Source organism: Streptomyces sp. TLI_053 (assembly GCF_900105395.1).
GTDB lineage: Bacteria > Actinomycetota > Actinomycetes > Streptomycetales > Streptomycetaceae > Kitasatospora.
Genome location: NZ_LT629775.1, coordinates 6,026,123 through 6,049,881 on the forward strand (window position 1 = coordinate 6,026,123; position 23,759 = coordinate 6,049,881).

General features: G+C 72.8%; 20 protein-coding genes, 1 tRNA gene and 1 pseudogene. 16 read left to right on the forward strand and 6 right to left on the reverse strand.

Annotated elements, in window-relative coordinates; genetic code table 11:
* Positions 1–263: 263 nt before the first annotated feature.
* Positions 264–1,553: a PTS transporter subunit EIIC gene (locus tag BLU95_RS24850; protein ID WP_093861947.1), complete on the reverse strand. Its 1,290-nt coding sequence runs from the start codon at positions 1,551–1,553 to the stop codon at positions 264–266.
* A 380-nt stretch (positions 1,554–1,933) separates the two neighbouring features.
* On the opposite strand from BLU95_RS24850, the gene BLU95_RS24855 reads away from it, so the two are divergent.
* The 4 genes from BLU95_RS24855 to rdgB all read left to right on the forward strand — a co-directional run bounded on the left by BLU95_RS24855 (position 1,934) and on the right by rdgB (position 4,299).
* Positions 1,934–2,167 carry a PTS sugar transporter subunit IIB gene (locus BLU95_RS24855; protein ID WP_030060521.1) on the forward strand — a complete coding sequence of 78 codons (234 nt, stop codon included), beginning with the start codon at positions 1,934–1,936 and terminating at the stop codon, positions 2,165–2,167.
* 162 nt (positions 2,168–2,329) lie between these two features.
* Complete coding sequence (gene rph / locus BLU95_RS24860) at positions 2,330–3,064, forward strand: ribonuclease PH (RefSeq protein WP_093861948.1); 735 nt, start codon at positions 2,330–2,332, stop codon at positions 3,062–3,064.
* A 202-nt stretch (positions 3,065–3,266) separates the two neighbouring features.
* Positions 3,267–3,656, forward strand: coding sequence for a hypothetical protein (locus BLU95_RS24865; protein ID WP_149030570.1), 390 nt, complete (start codon positions 3,267–3,269; stop codon positions 3,654–3,656).
* Between the two features lie 37 nt (positions 3,657–3,693).
* Complete coding sequence (gene rdgB, locus BLU95_RS24870; RefSeq protein ID WP_045938651.1) at positions 3,694–4,299, forward strand: RdgB/HAM1 family non-canonical purine NTP pyrophosphatase; 606 nt, start codon at positions 3,694–3,696, stop codon at positions 4,297–4,299.
* A gap of 70 nt (positions 4,300–4,369) precedes the next feature.
* Here rdgB and BLU95_RS24875 read toward each other — a convergent pair.
* A tRNA-Leu gene (locus tag BLU95_RS24875) sits at positions 4,370–4,453 on the reverse strand.
* A gap of 12 nt (positions 4,454–4,465) precedes the next feature.
* A complete protein-coding gene (locus BLU95_RS24880; RefSeq protein WP_093861949.1) occupies positions 4,466–5,179 on the reverse strand; it encodes an HNH endonuclease signature motif containing protein in 714 nt (237 codons plus the stop codon).
* A 408-nt stretch (positions 5,180–5,587) separates the two neighbouring features.
* Here BLU95_RS24880 and BLU95_RS24885 point away from each other — a divergent pair, with 408 nt between their 5' ends.
* Positions 5,588–7,975 (forward strand): chitinase C-terminal domain-containing protein, encoded by a 2,388-nt coding sequence (locus BLU95_RS24885; protein WP_231978837.1) that lies wholly within the window; start codon positions 5,588–5,590, stop codon positions 7,973–7,975.
* Between the two features lie 127 nt (positions 7,976–8,102).
* Here the strand turns inward: BLU95_RS24885 and bcp are convergent, their stop codons facing one another.
* Entirely contained in the window at positions 8,103–8,579 is a 477-nt protein-coding gene (gene bcp / locus BLU95_RS24890; protein WP_093861951.1) for a thioredoxin-dependent thiol peroxidase, read from the reverse strand.
* A 140-nt stretch (positions 8,580–8,719) separates the two neighbouring features.
* Here bcp and BLU95_RS24895 point away from each other — a divergent pair, with 140 nt between their 5' ends.
* From BLU95_RS24895 to BLU95_RS24905, 3 genes are all read left to right on the forward strand, one after another.
* The gene (locus tag BLU95_RS24895; RefSeq protein WP_231977765.1) at positions 8,720–9,061 is read left to right on the forward strand and encodes a DUF3618 domain-containing protein; all 342 of its coding nucleotides are present in this window, start codon (positions 8,720–8,722) and stop codon (positions 9,059–9,061) included.
* Positions 9,062–9,329: 268 nt separating this feature from the next.
* Positions 9,330–9,632 carry a GroES family chaperonin gene (locus BLU95_RS24900; protein ID WP_045944516.1) on the forward strand — a complete coding sequence of 101 codons (303 nt, stop codon included), beginning with the start codon at positions 9,330–9,332 and terminating at the stop codon, positions 9,630–9,632.
* A 164-nt stretch (positions 9,633–9,796) separates the two neighbouring features.
* Positions 9,797–10,678: an MBL fold metallo-hydrolase gene (locus BLU95_RS24905; RefSeq protein WP_093861953.1), complete on the forward strand. Its 882-nt coding sequence runs from the start codon at positions 9,797–9,799 to the stop codon at positions 10,676–10,678.
* A gap of 61 nt (positions 10,679–10,739) precedes the next feature.
* On the opposite strand, the gene BLU95_RS24910 is transcribed toward BLU95_RS24905, so the two are convergent.
* Positions 10,740–11,078 (reverse strand): hypothetical protein, encoded by a 339-nt coding sequence (locus BLU95_RS24910; RefSeq protein ID WP_093861954.1) that lies wholly within the window; start codon positions 11,076–11,078, stop codon positions 10,740–10,742.
* A gap of 155 nt (positions 11,079–11,233) precedes the next feature.
* On the opposite strand from BLU95_RS24910, the gene BLU95_RS24915 reads away from it, so the two are divergent.
* Entirely contained in the window at positions 11,234–12,436 is a 1,203-nt protein-coding gene (locus BLU95_RS24915) for a winged helix DNA-binding domain-containing protein (protein WP_093861955.1), read from the forward strand.
* 748 nt (positions 12,437–13,184) lie between these two features.
* Here BLU95_RS24915 and BLU95_RS45605 read toward each other — a convergent pair.
* Positions 13,185–15,236, reverse strand: a pseudogene (locus BLU95_RS45605) (transglycosylase domain-containing protein); the annotation flags it as partial.
* A 93-nt stretch (positions 15,237–15,329) separates the two neighbouring features.
* Here BLU95_RS45605 and BLU95_RS24930 point away from each other — a divergent pair.
* From BLU95_RS24930 to BLU95_RS24960, 7 genes are all read left to right on the forward strand, one after another.
* Entirely contained in the window at positions 15,330–16,130 is an 801-nt protein-coding gene (locus BLU95_RS24930) for an ABC transporter permease (RefSeq protein WP_093865102.1), read from the forward strand.
* Positions 16,123–16,995: an ABC transporter permease gene (locus tag BLU95_RS24935; RefSeq protein WP_353653508.1), complete on the forward strand. Its 873-nt coding sequence runs from the start codon at positions 16,123–16,125 to the stop codon at positions 16,993–16,995. The genes BLU95_RS24930 and BLU95_RS24935 overlap by 8 nt, the downstream gene beginning before the upstream one ends.
* A gap of 42 nt (positions 16,996–17,037) precedes the next feature.
* Positions 17,038–17,997, forward strand: a complete 960-nt coding sequence (locus BLU95_RS24940; RefSeq protein WP_093861956.1) for an ABC transporter ATP-binding protein — start codon at positions 17,038–17,040, stop codon at positions 17,995–17,997.
* A gap of 259 nt (positions 17,998–18,256) precedes the next feature.
* Positions 18,257–19,549, forward strand: a complete 1,293-nt coding sequence (locus BLU95_RS24945) for a glycosyltransferase family 2 protein (protein WP_093861957.1) — start codon at positions 18,257–18,259, stop codon at positions 19,547–19,549.
* The gene (locus tag BLU95_RS24950; protein WP_093861958.1) at positions 19,546–20,862 is read left to right on the forward strand and encodes a nucleotide sugar dehydrogenase; all 1,317 of its coding nucleotides are present in this window, start codon (positions 19,546–19,548) and stop codon (positions 20,860–20,862) included. Before BLU95_RS24945 ends, BLU95_RS24950 begins: the two co-directional genes overlap by 4 nt.
* Before the next feature lie 149 nt (positions 20,863–21,011).
* Complete coding sequence (locus BLU95_RS24955) at positions 21,012–22,271, forward strand: DUF445 domain-containing protein (protein WP_093861959.1); 1,260 nt, start codon at positions 21,012–21,014, stop codon at positions 22,269–22,271.
* 389 nt (positions 22,272–22,660) lie between these two features.
* Positions 22,661–23,725, forward strand: coding sequence for an adenosine deaminase (locus BLU95_RS24960; protein ID WP_286158656.1), 1,065 nt, complete (start codon positions 22,661–22,663; stop codon positions 23,723–23,725).
* Positions 23,726–23,759: the final 34 nt, after the last annotated feature.

Here is a 23,759-nt window from a genome sequence, read left to right on the forward strand (position 1 = left end):
AAAGCGGTGCTGGTGGGAAGCGCTATGAAATCGAAACCTACTTGCGGATCAACGATCTTGATTACCCGCCGTGATTGGCATTTTGGCTAATTGCGCAACAAAAAGCCGATGGCCCCGGCGGCTGCGCGGCAGGTCACCGATGGCTCGTCACCGGTGACGGTGCGGCGTTCCGCACCGGGACCATCGGCCCGGACCGGATATGCCGAAGGCCCCCGGACCGAGGGTCCGGGGGCCTTTTCGGATTGACGGCGGTGACGCTCGGTTTATGCCTTGGTCACGTCCTCGACCTCGCTCTCGTCCTCCCGCCCCGGGGTTTTCAGGTCGAATTTCACGATGATGAAGCGGAAGAGCGCGTAGTACACGGCGGCGAAGCAGAGGCCGATGAGGATGATCAGCCAGGGCTTGGTGGCCAGGCTCCAGTTGATCGCGTAGTCGATCAGGCCGGCCGAGAAGCTGAAGCCGTCGTGCACTCCCAGCGCCCAGGTGATCGCCATCGAGGCGCCGGTCAGCAGGGCGTGCACCCCGTACAGCACCGGGGCGATGTAGGCGAAGGAGTACTCGATCGGCTCGGTGACGCCGGTCACGAAGGAGGTCAGGCCCAGCGAGACCATCAGGCCGTAGATCTCCTTGCGTCGGTGCGGCTTGGCCGCGTGCGCGATGGCCAGCGCGCACGCCGGCAGCGCGAACATCATGATCGGGAAGAAGCCGGACTGGAACTGGCCGGCGGTCGGGTCCCCGCCCAGGAAGCGCGGGATGTCGCCGTGCACGATCGTGCCGTCCGGCTTGGTGAACTCGCCGAACTGGAACCAGACGAAGGTGTTCAGCAGCTGGTGCATGCCGATCAGCAGCAGGGCCCGGTTGGCCACGCCGAAGATGCCCGCGCCGACCGAGCCCAGGTCGGCCAGGGTCTGGCTGAAGTCGTTCAGGCCCCGTCCGATCGGCGGCCAGACCCACAGCGCCAGACAGGCCATGACCATCCCGACCAGGGCGGTGATCATCGGCACCAGGCGGCGGCCGTTGAAGAAGCCCAGCCAGTCGACCAGCCGGGTGCGGTGGAAGCGCACCCAGAGCCAGGCCGACAACAGGCCGATCAGGATGCCGCCCAGCACCCCGGGGTTCTGGTAGGTCGCGGCGGCCGCCTTCGCCGAGGTGTAGTCCACGCACTGGTCGCTGACCAGTACCGTCGGCGGCTTGCAGTGCTCGGGGAAGGCGTGCAGCACCCGGTAGAACACGAGGAAGCCGACCACCGCGGCGAGCGCGGTCGAGCCGTCGGCCTTCTTCGCCATGCCGATCGCGACACCGATGCAGAACAGCATCGGCAGACCGAGCGAGGAGTCCAGCAGCGCGCCGCCCGCCGCGGCGAAGACCTTGGCGACGTTGTCCCAGCCCAGGCCGTCCTTGCCGAAGACGTCGGGCTGCCCGAGCCGGTTGAGGATGCCGGCGGCCGGGAGCACCGCCACCGGGAGCTGGAGCGAGCGGCCCATCTTCTGGAGCCCGCCGTAGAAGGTGTGCCACCACGTGGTCTGCGACGCCGCGGCGCTTGCCGAACTCATCCTTCGCCCTCCGAGTGCGGTTGCCGTCCGGTGGTCCCCGGCGGGACCTCGGGCGTGGACCGGGAACACCCGGGGCCCTTCCTGCGTTCATCGGAGTACACATATATTGGTGTAGACCACTTTGGGACGCAGTCCGCGCACCGGGCAACCGGTCCCGCTGCTCGTCATCCTCGGGTGCCGGCCAGGGGTATGCGCGTCGAAGTGGGCCAAAAGTGGACTAACGTGACATATCGGTCCGGATCACGTCATGCTGGTCGCGCTGCTCCGACAGCACGCCACGGCACGACCGACCACTGACCACGCGTCACCCGCGACCGAGGTCACCGCGCAGGACGGCACCCGGCAGAGCAGCCGACGAGCCGAGACAGAGGGAGAAAGCAATGGCCAGCAAGGCTGAGAAGATCGTCGCCGGTCTCGGCGGCATCGACAACATCGAAGAGGTCGAGGGCTGCATCACCCGCCTTCGCACCGAGGTCAAGGACGCCTCCCTCGTCGACGAGGCCGCGCTGAAGGCCGCCGGCGCCCACGGCGTCGTCAAGATGGGCACCGCGATCCAGGTCGTCATCGGCACCGACGCCGACCCGATCGCCGCCGACATCGAGGACATGATGTGAGCTGAGCCCACCGGCTCGCTCCACCCGGCGCCCGCGCCGCCCCGGCCCCGGCCTCCGCGCCCGCGCCACCCCGGCTCCGCGCCACCGCGGCCCGCCGACCCCACCGGTCGGCGGGCCGCGGCACGCCGGAGCGCCCCCCACAACCGACTACGCTCGGTGCCTATGTCACGCATCGACGGCCGCACCCCCGACCAGCTCCGCCCCGTCACCATCGAACGGGGCTGGAGCAAGCACGCCGAAGGCTCCGTCCTCATCTCCTACGGCGACACCAAGGTGCTGTGCACCGCCAGCGTCACCGAGGGCGTCCCCCGCTGGCGCAAGGGCAGCGGCGAAGGCTGGGTCACCGCCGAGTACTCCATGCTCCCGCGCGCCACCAACACCCGCGGCGACCGCGAATCCGTCAAGGGCCGCCTCGGCGGCCGCACCCACGAGATCAGCCGCCTCATCGGCCGCTCGCTGCGCGCCGTCGTCGACCACCGCGCCCTCGCCGAGAACACCATCGTCCTCGACTGCGACGTCCTCCAGGCCGACGGCGGCACCCGCACCGCCGCCATCACCGGCGCCTACGTCGCCCTCGTCGACGCCGTCGGCTGGGCCCGCGAGCGCAAGCTGCTCCGCGCCAAGGGCAAGCCGATCACCGGCGGCGTCAGCGCCGTCAGCGTCGGCATCATCGACGGCACCCCCATGCTCGACCTCCGCTACGAGGAGGACGTCCGCGCCGAGACCGACATGAACATCGTCTGCACCTCCGACGGCCGCTTCGTCGAGGTCCAGGGCACCGCCGAGGGCGCCCCCTTCGACCGCGCCCTGCTCGACCGGCTGCTCGACCTCGGCACCCTCGGCTGCGCCGAACTCGACGAGGTCCAGCGCAAGGTCCTCGGCGAGCTGGAGGGCTGACGCCGGCCCGGAGAACCCGGCGCCGGCGTGCCCGTGTACCGGTTCCGTTGCGGTTCCGCGAAATCCCCCGGGCTCCGGACCAGGCCGCTGTACACGCCGGGTCCGGAGCCCGTACGGTTCCCGCAGCACCCCGTTGCGGGAACCGCGCACCCCTCAGCGCGCGTCCTTCCCTTCCGGATACCCGCGCACCCAGGAGGACCGGATGCCCCAGAGCATTGCCCGCCCCACCATGCTCGCCGTGGCCGGCCTGATCGCCATCCTCCCCCTCAGCGCGGTCAGTTGCTCCGCGGCCCAGAAGGCGCTCGACTGCGGCAACACCGCCGTCAAGATCACCGGGGACATCAACGAGGTCAGCAACGCCTACAGCAACGCGAGCAACGACTCGGCCGCCGCCGGGCAGGCACTGCAGAAGCTCAAGAACGACCTCGACCAGCTCGGCAAGAACTCCAAGGACACCGACGTCGTCCAGGCCATCAACGACCTCAACACCCAGGTCGACAAGGTCCAGCAGGCCGTCAACAACAAGCAGGTCCCGGACTTCAAGCCGCTCGGCAACGCCGCCTCAAACCTCACCAAGGTCTGCACCGGCTGACGAGGCCTCACGGGCACTGTCCGTTTAGGGTGGATCCATGACCACCCGACTCATCCTCGCCACCCGCAACCAGCACAAGGTCGCCGAACTCCGCGACATCCTCGGCGACGCCGGCCTGGACGTCGAACTGGTCGGCGCCGACGCCTACCCGGAGATCCCCGACGTCCCCGAGACCGGCATCACCTTCGCCGAGAACGCCCTGCTCAAGGCGCACGCCCTGGCCCGAGCCACCGGACTGCCCGCCGTCGCCGACGACTCCGGCCTCTGCGTCGACGTCCTGGGCGGCGCCCCCGGCATCCTCTCCGCCCGTTGGTCCGGCAAGCACGGCGACGACCGCGCCAACCTCGACCTGCTGCTCGCCCAGCTCTCCGACATCGCCCCCGAGCACCGCGGCGCCCACTTCTTCTGCGCCGCCGCCCTCGCCCTGCCGGACGGCACCGAGCGCGTCGTCGAGGGCCGCCTGCTCGGCACCCTGCGCACCGCCCCGGCGGGCGACGGCGGCTTCGGCTACGACCCGATCCTCCAGCCCCTCGGTGAGACCCGCACCTGCGCCGAACTCACCCCGGCGGAGAAGAACGCCATCAGCCACCGCGGCCAGGCCTTCCGCGCCCTCGCCCCGGTGGTGAAGGACCTGATCGGCTGATCCGGAACCCCGTGAACGATGAAGGCCCGCCCGGAGATCACTCCGGGCGGGCCTTCGTTTCGAAGCCCAGTGCGGCCTGAGGGACTCGAACCCTCACGAGATTTCTCCCATGGGCACCTAAAACCCACGCGGCTGCCAGTTACGCCAAGGCCGCACGGCCTTCAGTCTAGGGGGTCGTGCGGTGCGGGGACACCGTCATTCCGGGGCGCGGGCCGCCCTGGGCGCCGCACCGGGCCGGCTCCGTTCGGCGCTTCCTGTTGCGGCCGCAGTAAGTGTCGGTGACGGCATGGCAGTTCGGGCACAGAAGGCGCAGGTTGTCCGGCCGGTTGTCGGACCAGTCCCCGTTGATGTGGTCGACCTCCAGGGTCATCGGACGCCCCTGCCACTCGGGGCCGGTGCCGCACCCCTCGCAGAGCTCCGGCCGGCCGAGTTCGGCCAGCGCGGCGCGGATCCGGGCGCCGGGCAGCCGTTTGGCCTCCGGCGGTCGCTGGACCAGGATCTGCTCGGGGGAGAGCCGTTTGGTCGAGTGCTTGCCCCGGTGGTGGGCCTGCCCGGTGAAGTGCGAGGTGTCAATGCCGAGCGCCTTGATCCGCCGCCCGATGTGGGCCTGCGTGCCGCCGGCCTGCCGGAGGTGGAGGTGGCGCACCACCCCGGCGACGCTGTGCGAGACATCGACGGCCTCCTGGAGGAGCTCGCGCGTGTAGACGCTCCCGCCGGGGCGGAAGTGCGAGGTGTCGATGGCGTACTCCGTCAGCTTGCGCCGCAGGTACTTGCGGCGGTCCTTGTTCGGCTCCCTGTCCAGCGCGACGAGCATCTCGTCGAGCGACGTCGCGGCCGCGGCCCTCTCCGTGAGCAGCTCGCGGGTGTATTCGGTCGGCATGGTGCTCCCCCTTCGGGCTGGTGTGCGCCCGTCCCCCACGCATGCGAACGATCGTGGGCCGGTTCGGTTACGGTCCGGCGGTCGAGGGGTCGGGCGGGGTGGGGGAGGCGGGCGGCGGGGTGTCGTGGGCGGCCGCGGATGACCGTCGACAACCGGCCGTTCGAGCGGCGGGGTTGGGGAATTGATTACCAATTGGTACAGACCTATTGACCTATGTGGTTCAGACCACATAGCTTCAGCGCCAATCTGCTTTCCCCCACGTGCGTGCTCCCCCACAGGCACGCGCCGACACTCTGCCCGGAGGACCGAGTGTTGATCCGATCCACGGCGGAGCGGCGTCCCACCGCTGCCCGTCGGTCCAAGAGCCCGGCGGCCCGCGCTGGCCTGGCCTCGCTGGCCGCGGCCACGATGGCCGGCCTGCTGATGGCCACGCTGGGCGCGGCGCCCTCCCAGGCGTCCGCCACCGTCGACAATGCCGCCTGTCGTCCTGACGGCCTCTACGCCACGCCCGGCGTCGACGTCCCGTACTGCAGCGTCTACGACACCAACGGCCGCGAGAAGATGGGCGCCGACCACCAGCGCCGCATCATCGGGTACTTCACCGGCTGGCGCACCGGCAAGGACGGCACGCCGCCGTACCTGGTCAGCGACATCCCGTGGGACAAGGTCACCCACCTCAACTACGCCTTCGGCCACGTCGGTCCGGACAACAAGCTGTCCGTCGGCACCGACAACGACAAGAACGAGGCCACCGGCATCTCGTTCCCCGGCGTGCCCGGTGCGGAGCTCGACCCGTCGCTGCCCTACAAGGGGCACTTCAACCTGCTGACCAAGTACAAGAAGCAGTACCCGAACGTCAAGACCCTCATCTCGGTGGGCGGTTGGACGGAGACGGGCGGCTACTTCGGTGACGACGGCAAGCGCGTCAACACCGGTGGCTTCTACTCGATGACCGTCAACCCGGACGGCAGCGTCAACCAGGCGGGCATCGACGCCTTCGCCGCGTCGTCCGTCGACTTCATCAAGAAGTACGGGTTCAACGGCGTCGACATCGACTACGAGTACCCGACCTCGATGAAGGACGCCGGCAACCCGCTGGACTGGCAGCTCGCCAACAGCAAGCGGGGTTCGCTGGCCAAGGGGTACGCCGCCCTGATGAAGACCCTGCGCGAGCAGCTGGACCGGGCGGGTGCCGCCGACGGCAAGCACTACCTGCTGTCGGTCGCGGCCCCGTCGTCCGGCTACCTGCTGCGCGGCATGGAGACCTTCCAGGTCGCGAAGTACCTGGACTACGTCAACATCATGTCGTACGACCTGCACGGCGCCTGGAACAAGTACGTCGGCCCGAACGCCTCGCTGTTCGACGACGGCAAGGACGGCGAGCTGGCGGCGGCCAACGTCTACGGCACCGGCCAGTACGGCGGGATCGGGTACCTCAACGCGGACTGGTCGTACCACTACTTCCGCGGTTCGATGCCGGGCGGCCGGGTCAATGTCGGCCTGCCGTACTACACCCGCGGCTTCAAGAACGTCCAGGGCGGCACCAACGGCCTCTGGGGCACCGCCGCGGCGACGACCTGCCCGGTCGGGGCCGGCCTGACCTCCTGCGGTGACGGCGCGGTCGGTATCGACAACATCTGGAACGACAAGGACGACGCGGGCAAGGAGTCCCCGGCCGGGTCGAACCCGATGTGGCACGCGAAGAACCTCGAGAAGGGCGTCCTGCCCGACTACCTGTCCAAGTACGGGGTCAAGGACACCGCGCTGCAGGGCAGCTACGTGCGCAACTACAGCTCCACCCTGGTGGCGCCGTGGCTGTGGAACGACACCAAGAAGGTCTTCCTGTCGACCGAGGACGAGCAGTCGGTCGGTGCCAAGGCCGACTACATCGTCAACCAGGGCGCCGGTGGCGCGATGATCTGGGAGCTCGCGGGCGACTACAAGTGGGACGCGGCCGCGAACGGCGGCAAGGGCCAGTACGTGCCCGGCAGCACCCTGACCTCGCTGATGTACGACAAGTTCAAGGCGGCCTCGCCGTACGGGGCGATCCGTTCGACGACGGCGCTGCCGCAGCAGACGCTGCCGGTCGACGTGTCGTTCACCAACTTCGCGCTGGGTGACTCGAACTACCCGATCAACCCGAAGATCCACATCGTCAACAACTCGACGCTGACCCTGCCGGGCGGCACCGAGTTCCAGTTCGACTACGGCAACTCGGCCCCGGGCAACGCCAAGGACCAGTCCGGCTTCGGTCTGACGGTGATCAAGCAGGACCACACCGGTCCGAACGTGGGCGGTCTGAAGGGCAACTACAACCGGGTGTCGGTCAAGCTGCCGGGCTGGCAGTCGCTGGCCCCGGGGGCCTCGGTCGACCTGGACTTCGTCTACTACCTGCCGGTGTCGACGCCGTCCAACTGGACGGTCAACGTGGCCGGCACGCTGTACGGGCTCAAGGGCGACCTGACCCGCGGCGCGGTGGACGGCGGTACGACGCCTCCGACCACTCCGCCGACCACGCCTCCCACGACCCCGCCGACGACGCCTCCCACGACGCCGCCGACCACGCCTCCGACCACCCCGCCGACCACGCCTCCCACGACCCCGCCGACCACTCCGCCGACGACGCCGCCGGCCGGTTGCGCGGGTGCGCCGAGCTGGGACGCGGGCACCACCTACGCCACCACGACCAAGGTCTCCTGGAAGGGCCACTACTACCAGAACAAGTGGTGGACCAAGGGCGACGACCCGAGCGCCAGCGGCGCCTGGGGTGTCTGGAGCGACCTCGGCGCCTGCTGATGACAGCGGTCGCCTGAGGTGAGAGACGGCGGTGGCGGTGCACCCGGTCGGGGGGTGCGCCGCCACCGCTGCGTCGTCCGGGGGAAGCCCCGGGTCAGGTCCGGGCCGGGCCGGGGGAGGCCCCGGGTCAGGCCGCCTTGACCTTGAGGTCGCGCAGCAGCTTGGCCACGTGGCCGGTCGCCTTCACGTTGTACAGCGCGTGCTCGACCTTGCCCTGCTCGTCCACGACCACGGTCGACCGGATCACGCCGGTGACGGTCTTGCCGTAGAGCTTCTTCTCGCCGAACGCGCCGTAGGCCTCCAGCACCTTCTTCTCCGGGTCGGAGAGCAGGGTGACCTTGAGGTCCTCGGCCTCGCGGAACTTGCCGAGCTTCTCCGGCTTGTCCGGCGAGATGCCGATGACGTCGTAGCCGGCGCCGGCGAAGACCTCGAGGTTGTCGGTGAAGTCGCAGGCCTGCTTGGTGCAGCCGGGGGTGAGCGCGGCCGGGTAGAAGTAGACGATCACCTTGCGGCCGAGGTGGCCGGCCAGGGACACGTCGTTGCCGTCGGCGTCGGGCAGGGTGAAGGCGGGCGCGGTGTCACCGGGCTGGAGACGCTCACTCACGGGGTTTCTCCTGGTGCTGGGCGGGCAGTCGTACCACGGCAAACTTACCCCTGATGGTGGGTGGGGCCGCGCGGGCCCGGGTGGCAGCTGACACACTGGGTCAGTCGCACAGGACAACATCAGTGAATGGGGTGGCCCGAGTGGGCGAGGCGAGCACTACGGACAAGTCGGCGCGGACGACCGCCCAGATCGAGGCGGACATCACCCGTACCCGCACCCAGCTGGCGGCGACCCTGGACGAGCTCGCCGTGCGGGTGCATCCGACCACCATCTCCGCCCAGGTCAAGGCGAAGGCCGTGGCCACGGTCGAGGAGAAGGCGGGCCGGGCGTACGTGGCCGCGAGCGGGCTGGTCGAGCAGGCCCGGGCGCAGTTCGTGGACGAGAAGGGGCAGCCGCGCAAGGAGCGGATCGTCCCGGCCGCGCTGGTCGGTGTCGGTCTGGTGCTGCTGGTCGCCTCCGCGCGCAAGCGCCGCAAGGGCTGATCCGCGGCGGCACGTCCTGGGCCGGGCACCTGGTGCCCGGCCCGACGTCGTCCGGGCCCGGACGACGTCGGGCCCGTCCGTCGGGGCGCCCGGCCGCACGTGCCGCCCCCGGCCCGGCCGTCCGCGGCCCGGGCTGGCGTCACGCGCCACGCCCGGGGGCGGTACCTTCGGGGTCGTGAGCACGAACGACGAACCCACCCAGCAGTCCCTCCCCGCCGAGGCCGACGAGCGGCGCCACGACCGGTTGGGCGAGAAGCTGCCGATCAAGATGCTGCACGACCGCGTGCTGGTGCGGACCGAGGCCGGGGAGGGCGAGCGCCGCTCCACCGGCGGCATCCTCATCCCGGCCACGGCCGAGATCTCCAAGCGCTGCGCCTGGGCCGAGGCGGTCGCCGTCGGCCAGAGCGTGCGCTCCGTGGAGCCCGGTGACCGGGTGCTCTACGACCCGGAGGACAAGCTGGAGGTCGAGGTCCGCGGCGCCACCTACGTGCTGCTGCGGGAGCGTGATCTGCACGCCGTGGCGGCGATGCGCTTCGGCGACACCGAGGGGTCGACCGGGCTGTACCTGTGAGCCGCTGACCGCGGGTCCCCGGCGGGCCGCCGTGCCGTGGGCGCGGCGGCCCGCCGCCGTTTCCCCGGGCCCCGGGGGCGTCGCGGCGCGGTGGTAGCGTCCCCGAGCGGGACGGGCCGCAGGTGGCGGCGTGCGCGGAGCAAGACGGAGCAAGGGGGACGGCCATGGGCGGGAACGGCTCTTCGATCGACTTCGGCGGGACCGCCGCGGGGGTGCGGGGGCTGGACGGGGTGCGGTGGATCCACGGTTCGGAGTCGGCGAAGCACAACACCGATCCGGACATCCAGGTCCACCGGTACGACGAGCACACCGTGATCCTGCGGCAGAACATGGCGGTCAACTACGAGGCGCCGTTCCTGTTCCTGCTGTTCGGCAACGAGCGGGCGGTGCTGATCGACACCGGGGCGACCGCGTCGGCGGAGTTCTTCCCGCTGCGGGAGACCGTCGACGGCCTCCTCGGCGAGTGGCTGGAGCGCAACCCGCGGGACGGGTACGAGCTGCTGGTGCTGCACACCCACGCGCACGGGGACCACGTGGCGGGGGACGGGCAGTTCGAGGGGCGTCCGGACACCCGGCTGGTGGGGGCGGACAGGGCGAGCGCGTGGGCGTTCCTCGGCTTCGACGCGGACCCGGACGCGGTGGCGCGGGTCGATCTCGGCGGCCGGGTGCTGGAGTGTCTGGCGACCCCGGGGCACCACGAGGCGGCGGTGACGTTCTTCGACGCGTGGACCGGGTTCCTGCTCACCGGTGACACGGTCTACCCCGGCCGGCTCTACATCCAGGACTGGGCGGCGTTCGGGCGCTCGATCGGGCGGCTGGTGGAGTTCTGCGAGGGGCGGCGGGTCGGCCATGTGCTGGGCTGCCACGTCGAGATGAGTACGGATCCGGGGGTGGACTACCCGATCCGGTACACCTTTCAGCCGCACGAGGTGCCGTTGCAGCTGACGGTCGGCCATCTGCGGGAGATCCGGGCGGCGATGGAGGAGATCGGCGAGGTGCCGCAGCGCCGGGTGTTCCCGCTCTTCGTCCTGTCGCCGAACACCTGAGCCCGGCCGCGGCCGCGGGGTGCCGTCCCACCGGGGCGCGCCGCGGCGGGACGGCGGCCGGTCAGCGCCGGCAGTACAGGTTGGCCGTGCCCTGGAAGAAGCCGAGGTCCCGGGTGAGGCTGGTGTCGCCGACGACGCATTCGTTGCGCCACCAGAAGGCCGCGACGGCCTTCCGGTAGGCCGCCTCGGAGGCGCTGTAGATCGCGCCGTCGGGGGTGGAGCTCCAGGCGGTGCCGACGAAGACCGCCGTCTCGAACGCGGCGGTGGTCCGGGCGGGGGCGGTCGCGGCCGGGGCCGTCGCGGCCGGGGCGGCCAGGGCCGTGCCGGCTCCGCCGAGCAGCAGGGCGGGGGCGACGAGGGCTGCGGCGGCGCGCAGCCGTAGCGCGGAGGGACGGTTCACGAGTACTCCTCGGTGGTGGCCTCGCGGCCGGTGGCGACGGCGGACGCTCAGGGCGGTCCCAGTGTCGCGCGGGTCGGCGGTGTGCGGTCAAGACCACTTCGCGCCGGTCGGATCCGTTGCCGGGGAGTGTCGGTGACGGGTCGTAGGATCCGCGCATGACGAGTGGTGGGCCGGTGCGGATCGGTGACGGGCAGCGGCGGGCGCGGCTGGGGCGGCGGCTGCTGCTGGCGCCGTCCGCGCGGGTCGCGCGGGTGGAGGGGGCGGCGGACGCGGTCGTCGGCCTGCACGCCTCCGATCCGGCGACGGTGTACCTGTCGGCGTGCGCGCGGTTGCGGGAGCCGTCGGCGGCGGAGGTGGAGCGGGCGCTGTACGAGGACGTCTCGCTGGTGAAGCTGCTGTCGATGCGGCGGACGCTGTTCGCGGTGACCGAGGAGTTCGCGCCGTACGTGAGCGCGGGGGCGGCCCGGCCGATCGCGGTGAAGGAGCGGGCGACGCTGCTGAAGCACCTGGGGGAGTTCGCGGAGGGGTGGAGCGAGGCGCGGTTGGCGGAGACCGAGCGGGCGGTGCTGGCGGTGCTCGCGGCGCGCGGGGAGGCGACCACGGCGGAGCTGGGCGCGGAGGTGCCGGCGCTGCGGGAGACCATGCTGATGGCGGCGGGCAAGCCGTACGAGGCGAAGCAGAGTGTGGGGAGCCGGTTGTTGCGGCTGCTGGCCTCGGACGGGCATGTGCGGCGGTCGCGGCCGCGCGGGTCGTGGTTGAGCAGCAGCTATCCGTGGGCGCCGGTGGAGCAGTGGCCGGAGGTGCCGGCGCGGGAGGCGAAGGCGGAGGTGGTGCGGCGCTGGCTGGCGCGGTACGGGCCGGGGACGGTCGAGGACGTGAAGTGGTGGACGGGCTGGACGCTGGGGGACGTCCGGCGGGCGCTGGCCGACGTGGGGGCGGTGGAGGTGGCGCTGCCGGGGGGTGCGGCCGGCGGTGCGGCGGGCGGCGCGGTGGGGCTGGTGCTGCCGGGGGACGAGGGGGAGGTGGCGGAGCCGGAGCCGTGGGCGGCGTTGTTGCCGGGGCTGGATCCGGCGGTGATGGGCTGGCGGGGGCGGGACTGGTACCTGCGGCCGGAGGACGTGCCGGCCCTGTTCGACCGGGCGGGGAACGCCGGGCCGACGGTGTGGTGGTGCGGCCGGGTGGTCGGCGGCTGGGCGCAGCGGGCGGACGGTGAGGTGGTGTGGCGGCTGTTCGGGGACGTGGGGGCGGAGGCGGTGGCGGCGGTCGGGGTGGAGGCGGAGCGGTTGGTGGGCTGGTTGGGGGAGGTGCGGGTGACGCCGAGGTTCCGGACGCCGTTGGAGCGGGAGCTGGTGGCCTGAGTCCGAGCCGGTGGGAGCCGGGGGGAGCTGCGGGCGGGGTCGGTTCAGGCGGGCGGCGGGCCGGCCGGGTCGGCGGTGGCCGGGGGCCTGCTGGTGCTGGGGGGTTTGGTGGCGCCGGTGGGCGGCGGTGCGGGGGAGCGGGTGGGTTCCGGGGCTCCGGTGGGGGAGGTGGTGCCCGGTTGGGTGGTGGGGCGGGTGGCGGTGGGTCCGGCGGTGGGGAGGGCTGGGTCCGGGTGGGTTCGGGCCGGGTGGGCGGCACCAGGGTGGGGGGTTCGGGCGTGACGAGGGTGATGACCGGGTCCGGTGCGGTGGCGCCGGGGCCGTTGGTGGCGGTGGGCCGGCGGGGGGCGGTCGGGGCCGGGGCGGCGGGGACCGGCGCGCCTCCGGTGCCTCCGGCGCCTCCGGCCGGGGGTGACGGGGCGGGGGTGGCGGTCGGGGAGGCCGAGGCCGGCGCGGTGGTGCTCGGGGTGGTGCTCGGGGCGGCGACGACGGGCCACTTGACGGCCTCGGTGGGCTGGAGGTCGAAGGACCCGACGGCGGTGCCGTCCAGGGCGTCGCCCATGTAGCTGGTCCAGATCCGGGTGGGGAAGGCGCCGCCGTTGATCCGGGCGTAGCCGGCGGTGCCGGCCAGCGGTTCCTTGGCGTGGGTCTTCGGGTTCTCCCGGAAGAGTCCGACGGTGGTGGCGAGTTCGGGGGTGTAGCCGGCGAACCAGGCGGAGAGGTTGGCGTCGGTGGTGCCGGTCTTTCCGGCGGCGGGGCGTCCGAGGTCGAGGGCGGCGGCGCCGGTGCCGTGTGGGCCGATGACGTCGCGCAGGACGTCGGTGACGGCGTCGGCGGTGCCGCGGTCGAGGGCGGTGGTGGCGGGCCGGTCGGGCAGGTCCGGTACGTCGAGTTGCCCGGGGCCGGGGTTGACCCGTTCCAGCGCGGCGACCGACCAGGGGCGGTGTGCCTCGCCGTGGTTGGCCAGGGCGGCGTAGACGCCGGCCAGGTCGAGGGCGCTGGGGGTGGCGGTGCCGAGGGTCATCGAGGTGTTGGCCGGGTCCATGCCGGGCACGTCGGCGGGGATGCCGAGCCGGACGGCGGTCTCCCGGACGTGGGCGAGGCCGGCGTCCACCCCCTCCTGCGCGTACACCGAGTTGACGGACTTGACCATGGCCTGGCGCAGGGTGATGGAGCCGTAGTCGATGTCGTCCTCGTTGGGCGGCGCGTACGGGGTGGGGCCGTCGGTGACGGGGCGTTCGCTGGTGCCGTCGTAGTGGGTCTCGGTGCTGATCGGGAGGCCGTCGGAGCTGCTGCCGCGGTGGGAGGCGAGGCCGGCGGCGAGGTCGATCGGTTTGAAGGTGGAGCCGATCTGGTTGTCCTGGCGCAGTGCGTCGTTGTAGGGCTGTCTGGCGTAGTCGGGGCCGCCGTAGACGGCGACGACGCGGCCGGTGGCGGGTTCGACGGAGGCGCCGGCGACGCGGACGTCGGTGTCGGTGGCGGGCCGGGCGGCGGGGTCGAGTTCGGTGGTGAGTTCCTCGTGGACGGCGCGGGCGAAGGCGTCCTGCTTGTCCTGGTCGAAGGTGGTGGTGATGCGCCAGCCGCCGGCCTTGAGGGTGGCGGAGTCGAGGATGCGGTTGGTGACCAGGTAGTCGTCGGCGACGCCGACCAGGTAGCCGGCCTGGCCGGCCAGGCCGGTGGCGGGCTGCGGGTCGATCGGGTCGGGGAAGGCGGTGTCGGCGCGTTCGGTGGCGCTGATGAAGCCGAGCTGGACCATGCCGTCGAGGGTGTACTGCCAGCGGGCGAGGGCGCGTTCGCGGTTGGCGGGGGTGGCGGTCTTCACGTCGTAGGCGCTGGGGGCCTGGAGCAGGGCGGCGAGGTAGGCGCTCTGCGCGAGGGTGAGTTCGGAGACGTCGGTGCCGTAGTAGGCGCGGGCGGCGCTCTGGATGCCGTAGGCGCCGCGGCCGAAGTAGCTGGTGTTGAGGTAGCCGGCGAGGATCTCGTTCTTGTCGCGCTGCTGGTCGACCTTGAGGGCGATAAGGAGTTCGCGGCCCTTGCGTTCGATGGTCCGGCTCTGGGTGAGGTAGTAGTTCTTGACGTACTGCTGGGTGATGGTGGAGCCGCCCTGCATGCCCTGGCCGGTCAGGGTGTTCCAGCCGGCCCGGACCATGCCCTTCAGGTCGATGCCGCGGTTCTGGTAGAAGGTGCGGTCCTCGGCGGAGACGACGGCCTGCCGGGTGCTGACGGGGATCTTCTCGATGCCGACGTCGGTGCGGTTGACGGTCCCGGTGCGGGCGATCTCGGTGACGCCGTCGGCGTAGAGGTAGATGTTGCTCTGGGCGACGGCCTGGGCGTTGGGGTCGGGCAGCGGGACGATGACGTAGAGCACGGCGAAGGCGCCGACGGCGATCAGCAGGGCGCCGAACACGGTGCCGAGGCAGATCCGCCAGGTGGGCAGCAGCCGCCGCAGCAGCGGCAGGGCGCGGCGCGCCTCGCGGCGGGCGTCCCTTCTGGCACGGCGGCCGGTGCTCAAGGTCATGCCGAGATTATGTGCTATTTGACCGTCGATCAGGTGGTGGGGCGGGGCCGGGCGGCCGGGGGAAAACCGGGTGCGCACCGGACTGTCCGGCGCTACGGTGAAAGGTGCTAACGACATAGCGCGGCCACTTCGGACTCCGGTCCGTCGCAGCTCCGCCCGCCAGGCCCGGTACCCCCCGGGTGCGGTGGTCGGGGCCGGTCCGGCATGCGTCCTCGCGGCCAGGGGTCTCCCTGCGCCGCTCTTTGTCGATAAGGAGACAATATGCAGAACGCTGGGCTCCATCCTCCTGATCCCGTCGGCAACACCTCCGCGCCCCCGTGTCCGCCGCGCCCGGTCGCCGCCCCGGGCAGGGCCGCGGCGGACCTCCCCGCGGCCCTGGGCCTCTACGCGGCCGTCGTCCGGGGCGCGTTCCGGCGCTTCTCCACCTACCGGGCTGCCAGCCTCGCCGGGGCCTTCACCAACACCGTCTTCGGCTTCATCCTCGCCTCCACCTTCCTCGCCCTCTGGCACTCCCGCCCCGGACTCGGCGGCTACGACGAGGTCACCGCCGTCACCTACATCTGGGTCAGCCAGGGCCTGCTGGTCACCGTCGCCGTCATGGGCGGCGGCTTCCAGGACGACGTCCAGGAGCGCTTCCGCAGCGGCGACATCGCCGTCGACCTCTACCGCCCGGTGGACTTCCAGGGCTGGTGGCTGGCCACCGACCTCGGCCGGGCCGCCTTCCACCTGCTCGCCCGGGGTGTGCCACCGATGCTGGTCGGCTCCCTGGTCTTCCGGGTCCGGCTCCCCGAGAACCCGCTGACCTGGGTGTTCTTCCTGCTCGCCACCCTGCTCGCGGTGGTGGTCAGCTTCGGGGTGCGCTTCCTCGTCTCGCTCACCGGCTTCTGGCTGCAGGACTCCGAGGGGGTGCGCTCGGTGACCCTGGTGGTGTCGATGTTCTTCTCCGGGATGCTGCTGCCGCTCGCGCTCTTCCCCGGCCTGCTCGGCGACCTCGCCCCGCTGCTGCCCTGGGCGGCGCTGGTGAAGGTGCCCACCGACGTCTTCCTGGAGCGCGCCACCGGCCCCGGCCTGCTCGGCGCGCTCGGCTTCCAGCTCGGCTGGGCCGTCGTGCTGCTCGCGGCCGGCCGGCTGGTTCAGCTGCTGGCGACCCGCAAGGTGGTGGTCCAGGGTGGCTGACCAGGCCCTCGTGACCCGGGCACCGCTCCCCGCCGTCACCCGCGAGTCCGCCGCGACCCGGACGGCCTGGGCGGTGCGCTCCTGGTGGCTCGCCGCCGCGATGTGGACCAGGGCGATCATGTCCTACCGGGCGTCGTTCGTGATGATGCTCTGCGCCAACGTCGTGGTGACCTTCCTCGACTTCGTCGTGGTCGTCCTGATGTTCCGCCACACCGACACCCTCGGCGGCTGGACCCTGCCCGAACTCGGCTTCCTCTACGGCACCTCGGCGCTGGCCCTCGGCCTGGCGAACCTCTTCGTCGGCTCGATCGACGCCCTGGGCGAGCGGATCCGCACCGGCACGCTGGACATCATGCTGGTCCGGCCCGCGCCCGCGCTCGCCCAGCTGTGCGCCGAGCGGTTCTCGCTGCGCCGGCTCGGCCGGCCCGTCCAGGCGGTGGGCGTGCTGATCTGGTCGCTGACCGTGCTGGACGTCCACTGGACCTGGGACCGGGTACTGCTGCTGCCGGTCCTGGTGGTCTGCGGCACGCTGATCTTCGCCGCGGTGTTCATCGGCTTCGCCAGCCTCCAGTTCTGGTGGGGCGAGGCCAAGGAGCTCCAGAACTCCTTCACCTACGGCGGCGCCACCGTGCTGCAGTACCCGCCGACGGTCTTCGCCAAGGAGCTCGTCGCCGGCACCGTGTTCGGCATCCCGCTGGCCTTCGTCAACTGGCTGCCGGCGCTGCGGATCCTCGACCGGCCCGATCCGCTCGGCCTGCCCACCGCCTTCCAGTACGCCTCCCCGCTCGCGGCCGTGCTCGCCCTGACCGCCGCCGGCCTGGCCTGGCGCGCCGGGCTGCGCGCCTACCGCGGCGCCGGCGGCTGACCCGGCGCCCGGTCCCCCACCCCCGACACCTGAGGAAACACCATGGCACTGATCGAACTCGAGGACGTCCGCCGCACCTTCACCGTGCGCACCAGGGCCGGCCGGCTGCGGCGGCAGAAGCGCGAGGTGCGCGCCGTCGACGGGCTGAGCTTCACCGTCGAGGCCGGCGAGTGCGTCGGCTACATCGGCCCGAACGGCGCCGGCAAGTCCACCACCGTCAAGATGCTGACCGGCATCCTCGTCCCCACCGCCGGACGGCTGCGCGTCGCCGGTGTCGACCCGGCCCGGGAACGGGTCGCCCTGGCCCGCCGGATCGGCGTCGTCTTCGGTCAGCGCACCACACTCTGGTGGGACCTCCCGCTGCGCGACTCCTACGAACTGGCCCGCCGGCTCTACCGGATCCCCGAGCACCGATATCGCGCCAACCTGGACCGCTGCGTCGAACTGCTCGACCTCGGCGCGCTGCTCGACACACCCGTCCGCCAGCTCTCGCTCGGCCAGCGGATGCGCGGCGACCTCGCCGCCGCGCTGCTGCACGACCCGCGGGTGCTGTACCTCGACGAGCCGACCATCGGCCTGGACGTGGTCAGCAAGGCCAAGGTGCGGGAGTTCCTGCGCGAGGTCAACCGCGACCTCGGCACCACGGTGCTGCTCACCACCCACGACCTCACCGACATCGAGCAGCTGTGCGACCGGGTCATGGTGATCGACCACGGCCGGGTGGTCCACGACGGCGGTCTCGAGGCCCTGCACGCGGCGGGCGACAGCGAGCGGACCCTGGTCGTCGACCTGGCCGGGAGCCACCCGCCGATCGAGGTGCCCGGCGCCCGGGTGGTCCGGGTGGAGGGCCCGCGCCAGTGGCTGGCCTTCCCGGCGCAGGAGAGCGCGGCCCCGGTGGTGGCGGCCGTCGCCGCCCGCTACCCGCTGGTCGACCTGTCGGTGCGGGAGCCGGCGATCGAGGACGTGATCGCCCGGATGTACGCCGAGGTCGCGATCGGCTGAGGGGCCGCCTGGCTCCGGGCCCCGCCGCCCGGCCGGGCGACCTGCCGTGCGGAGGGGCCGGACCGTCGTCCGGCCGGGCGTTCGCCGCCCGGCCGGGCGTTCGGCCCGCCTCGCTCGTGCGAGTGGTGGACGTGACCCCGCGGCGTGCCGCCGAGTTGACCTTGCATCGCCCGGCGCCGTGCCGCCCGCTCCGTTCCGCGGACGGCGCGCCGCCGGGCGGCGACCGCTCGGCGACCCGCGCACCGGAGGGCAGCGCCCGATGACCGTACCCGACGTGACCGTGGTGATCGCGGTCTACAACACCATGCCGTACCTGACCGCCTGTCTGGACTCCCTGGTCCGGCAGACCATCGGGCACGCGCGCATGGAGGTGGTCGCGGTCGACGACGGCTCCACGGACGGCGGCGGCGACCTGCTCGACGGCTACGCGGCCCGGCACCCCGGGCTGTTCCAGGTCGTCCACCAGGCCAACTCCGGCGGCCCGGCCGCGCCGACCAACCGCGGGCTGGCGCTCGCCCGCGGCCGCTACGTGCTCTTCCTCGGCGCCGACGACTGGCTCGGCGACGAGGCCCTGGCACGGATGGTCGACTCCGCGGACGCGTGGGGGTCGGACGTCCTGATCCCCAAGCAGGTCGGGGTGAACGGCCGGCTGGTGCCGCAGGGCATCTTCGACGCCACCGCCGCCTCGGTCGGCTTCGAGGACTCCGCGCTGGCCTGGGCGCTCGCCGACACCAAGCTGTTCCGGCTCGACCTGATCAGGCGGCACAACCTGGCGCGCAAGGAGGAGCTGAAGGTCTACTCCGACCAGCCCTTCACCCTCGCCGCCTGCCTGCGGGCCCGCCGGATCTCCGTCCTCGCCGACTACGACCACTACTTCCTGGTGCTGCGCGAGGACCGGGGCAACGTCACCCAGCGGGCCGGCGCGCTGGACCGGGTCCGCGGGGTCGCGGCCGTGCAGTGGGTGGCCGCCGAACTGGCCGCGCCCGGCGCCCAGCTGGACGCGATCAGGGCGCGGCACTTCGGCTGGGAGGTGCCGCAGCTGCTCCAGGAGGGCCTGCTCGCCCTCGACGCCGGGCTGCGGGACCAGGTCTGCGAAGGCGTCGGCGAACTCGTCCGGCAGTTCGGCGCCCGCGAGGTGTACCACCGGCTCGCGGTGCCCGACCGGGTCAGGCTGGAGCTGGCCGCCACCGGCCGGTACGCGGAACTGCGCGAGCTGATCGCGTACGAGGCGGAGCACGGCGCACCGCCGGAGGTGTCCGAGACCGGGCCGGACGGGGTCCGGCGGCGGTACGCGGCCTACCCGGTGTTCCGGGACGGCGCGGCGGCGCTCGCGGACGAGCTGTTCCTGCTCGGCGAGGAGGGGCCGGCGGCGCCGGCGCCGGTGGACCCGGAGGCGGGCGGGGAGACCGGGCCGAGGCCGCCCACGCTGGTGCAGCAGCTCTGGCGCGGCGCGGTGCCCGCCCAGGTGCGCCGCCGGCTGCGCGGCTACCCGGCCTGGCGCCGGCTCGCCGACGCGGTGGCCGCCGACGGCCGGAACGGGGGACGGCGATGATCCCGCTCGACATCTGTGTGGTGGGCCTGGGCAAGCTCGGACTGCCGCTCGCGGTCCAGTTCGCCGCCAAGGGCCACCGGGTGACCGGTGCCGACGTCGCGCCGCCGGTGGTCGAGGCGGTCAACCAGGGCCGGCCGCCGTTCCCCCGCGAGGCCGGACTGGACGAGGCGCTCAAGCGGGTGGTCGCCGAGGGCCGGCTGCGCGCCACCACCGACACCTCGGCCGCCGTCGCCGGAGCCGAGGCGGTCGTCCTGGTCGTGCCGCTGGTCACCGCCGCCGACGGTACGCCCGACTTCACCCTGCTCGACGCCGCGACCGACGCGGTCGCGGCCGGGCTGCGCCGGGGCACGCTGGTCAGCTACGAGACCACCCTGCCGGTGGGTGTCACCCGGGGCCGGTGGGCGCCCCGCCTGGCGGCGGGCTCCGGACTGACCCCGGGCCGGGACTTCGCGCTGGTCTTCAGTCCTGAGCGGGTCCGCACCGGCCGGGTCTTCGCCGACCTGCGCCGGTACCCCAAGCTGGTGGGCGGCACCGACCCGGCCGCCACCCGGCGCGGCGCCGAGTTCTACCGGGCGGTGCTGGACTTCGACCCGCGCCCCGAACTGGCGGCGCGGGGCCGGCCGAACGGGGTGTGGGAGCTGGAGTCCGCCGAGGCGGCGGAGTTCGCCAAGCTCGCCGAGACCACCTACCGGGACGTCAACATCGCGCTGGCCAATCAGTTCGCCCGGTACGCGGACCGGATCGGGGTGGACTTCGCCGCCGTCGCCGACGCCTGCAACTCGCAGCCGTTCAGCCATCTGCACCGGCCGGGCGTGGCGGTCGGCGGGCACTGCATCCCGGTCTACCCGCGGCTCTACCTGTGGAACGACCCCTCGGCGACGGTGGTCCGCGCGGCCCGGGCGGCCAACCTGGAGATGCCGGCCTACGCGGTCGGGGTGCTGGACGGCGCGCTGGAGGGCGGGATCGCCGGGAAGGGCGTGCTGGTGCTCGGCGCCGCGTACCGGGGCGGGGTCAAGGAGACCGCCTACTCCGGGGTGTTCCCGCTGGTGGAGGCGGTGCGGGCGGCGGGTGCCCGGCCGTACGTGGCCGACCCGCTGTACCCGGCGGAGGAACTGACGGCGCTGGGACTGCCCCCGTACGGGGGCGAGCCGGTGGCGGCGGCGGTGCTGCAGGCGGACCACCCGGAGTACCGGGACCTGGCCCCGGCCGACCTGCCGGGCGTCAGGGTGCTGCTGGACGGTCGGCGGTGCACCGATCCCGAGCGCTGGGCGGGCGTGCCGGGGGTGCGCCGGATCGTGCTCGGGGGCGCCTGAGGTCCGGCTCCCGTCCGGCCGTACCGCCCCGCGCGGGCGGGCGTGGCGGTCGACCGGCGCGCGACCACCGGACGCGCCGTCCGTTCGCGCCGGGCAACGGGCAGACTGGCGGGGTGAGCGACGAAGCCTTGAGCGGGACCGGCCCCGGGATGCGGTTCACCGCGGCCGACGAGGAGAAGAGACGCGGCGTCCGCCGGATGAAGGCCATCGCGACCGGCCTGCTGGCCCTCGCGACCCTGGTGTTCGCCCTGGCCACCTGGGCGAAGGCGGCCGGCGCGGGCGCCTGGGCCGGCTACCTGGCGGCCGCCGCCGAGGCCGGCATGGTCGGCGCGCTGGCCGACTGGTTCGCGGTGACCGCGCTGTTCCGGCGCCCCTTCGGCCTGCCCATCCCGCACACCGCCATCATCCCGACCAAGAAGGACTCCTTCGGCCGGTCGCTGGGCGACTTCGTCGGCGAGAACTTCCTCTCCGGCCAGGTGGTGCGCGAACGGCTCGCCGCGCTCGGCATCGCCCGCCGGCTGGGCGAGTGGCTGGCCGCGCCCGGCAGCGCCGAACGGGTCACCAAGGAGGCCTCGGCGGCGCTGCGCGGCGTGCTGGCGGTGCTCCGCGACGACGACGTGCAGGCGGTCGTCGCCGAGGCGGTGACCCGGCGGGCCGCCGCCACCTCGGTCGCCGAGCCGGCCGGCCGGATGCTCGGCAAGGTGGTCGCGGACGGCGGCCACCACGGGGTGGTCGACCTGGTAGCGGTCCGGGCGCACGACTGGCTGGCCGAGAACCACGCCGAGGTGGTCCAGCGGGTCACCCAGAAGACCCCCGGCTGGACCCCGAAGTTCCTCGACCACCAGGTCGGCGAGCGCGTCTACAAGGAGCTGATGCGGTTCGTCACCGACATCAGGGACGACCAGGAGCACCCGGCGCGCGGCGCGATCGACAACTTCCTCGCCGACTTCGCCACCGAGCTGCAGACCGACCCGGAGACCATCGCCCGGGTCGAGCGGGCCAAGGGCGAGCTGCTCGCCCGGCCCGAGGTGCAGGAGCTGATCGCCTCCACCTGGGCGGCCGTCCGCTCGCTGGTGCTGAACGCCGCCGAGGACGAGGACAGCGAGCTGCGCCGGCGCATCCGCGAGGGCGTGCGGACCTTCGGTGCGCGCCTGGCCACCGATCCCAGGCTCCAGGCCAAGGCGGACGGCTGGCTGCAGGACGCCGCCCAGTACCTGGTCAGCACCTACCGCACCGAGATCACCTCGCTGATCTCCGAGACGGTGGCGGGCTGGGACGCGGACGACGCCTCGCGCAAGATCGAGGCCAACGTCGGCCGGGACCTCCAGTTCATCCGGATCAACGGCACCGTGGTCGGTGCGCTGGCCGGGCTGCTGATCCACTCGGTGGCGGTCGCGTTCGGCGGCTGAGACAGCGCCGGTGTCTCCAACCGAAGCTTGAGACACCACTCCTATCGGGGCTCTGACCTGCGGAAATACCGCCACCGGTGGCCGGGGACGCGGTGGGACGGCCGAAAACGGTCCGGCGGTCCCGGCGGCGTGCGCCACAGTGGTGCCAGCAGGTTCCGCGGCACGGCGGCCCACCGGGGCGCAGATCCGCCCGCGGAGCGAGACGCGGTGGCGGGCGGGACGGCGGGGACGGCGGGCGGCACGGGGGTGTGCCCGCCGTCCCCGCCGCACCGCCCGCCTCTATCCTTGCCAGCACCACCTCGTACGCGCGTAGAAGTGCGCGCGGCGCGGCGGCTCGTCGAGGCAGAGGAAGAAAGGGCACCACCGTGGTCCAGCCGGACGGAAGTCGGATCGGAACCCCCAGCAGCACCCCCGCGGAGTCCGCGGACCGCTCCATCGAGGCGTTCATCGCCGCGATGCCGAAGGCGGAACTGCACGTCCACCACGTCGGATCGGCCTCGCCCCGGGTGGTGGCCGAACTGGCCGCCCGGCACCGGTCCCGGACCAAGGTGCCCCTCGACCCGGCGGCCCTCGCCGAGTACTTCACCTTCACCGACTTCGCGCACTTCATCGAGGTCTACCTGAGCGTCGTGGACCTGGTCCGGGACGCCGAGGACGTCCGCGCCCTCACCTACGGCGTGGCCGAGGACATGGCGCGGCAGAACATCCGCTACGCCGAGCTGACCGTCACCCCGTACTCCTCGGTCAGCCGGGGCATCCCCGACGTCGCCTTCATGGAGGCCATCGAGGACGCCCGCCACCGCGCCGAGAAGGAGCTCGGGGTGGTGCTCCGCTGGTGCTTCGACATCCCCGGCGAGGCCGGTCTCGCGGCCGCGGAGGAGACCGCCCGGCTCGCCGTCGACCTGGCGCCCGAGGGCCTGGTCAGCTTCGGCCTCGGCGGCCCGGAGATCGGCGTCCCGCGCCCGCAGTTCAAGCCCTACTTCGACCGGGCCCGGGCGGCCGGCCTGCGCAGCGTCCCGCACGCGGGGGAGACCACCGGGCCGGAGACGGTTTGGGACGCGCTGCGGGTGCTCGGTGCCGAGCGGATCGGCCACGGCACCCAGGCGGTCGCGGACCCGGCGCTGCTGGACCACCTGGGCGAGCACCGGATCCCGCTGGAGGTCTGCCCCACGTCCAACATCGCCACCCGGGCGGTGGAGCGGATCGAGGACCACCCGATCAAGCGGATGGTCGACGCCGGACTGCTGGTGACCGTCAACAGCGACGACCCGCCGATGTTCGGCACCGACCTCAACACCGAGTACGCGGTCGCGGCGCGACTGCTCGGTCTGGACGAGGCCGGGGTGGCCGCGCTGGCGAAGAACGCGGTGGACGCGTCCTTCCTGGATGCCACCGGCAAGGCCCGGCTGGCCGGGGAGATCGACGCCCACCTGGCCCGGTGGCGCCAGGTCTGAGCTGCGGCTCCCGTGGCTGCGGGGCCCCGTCGGC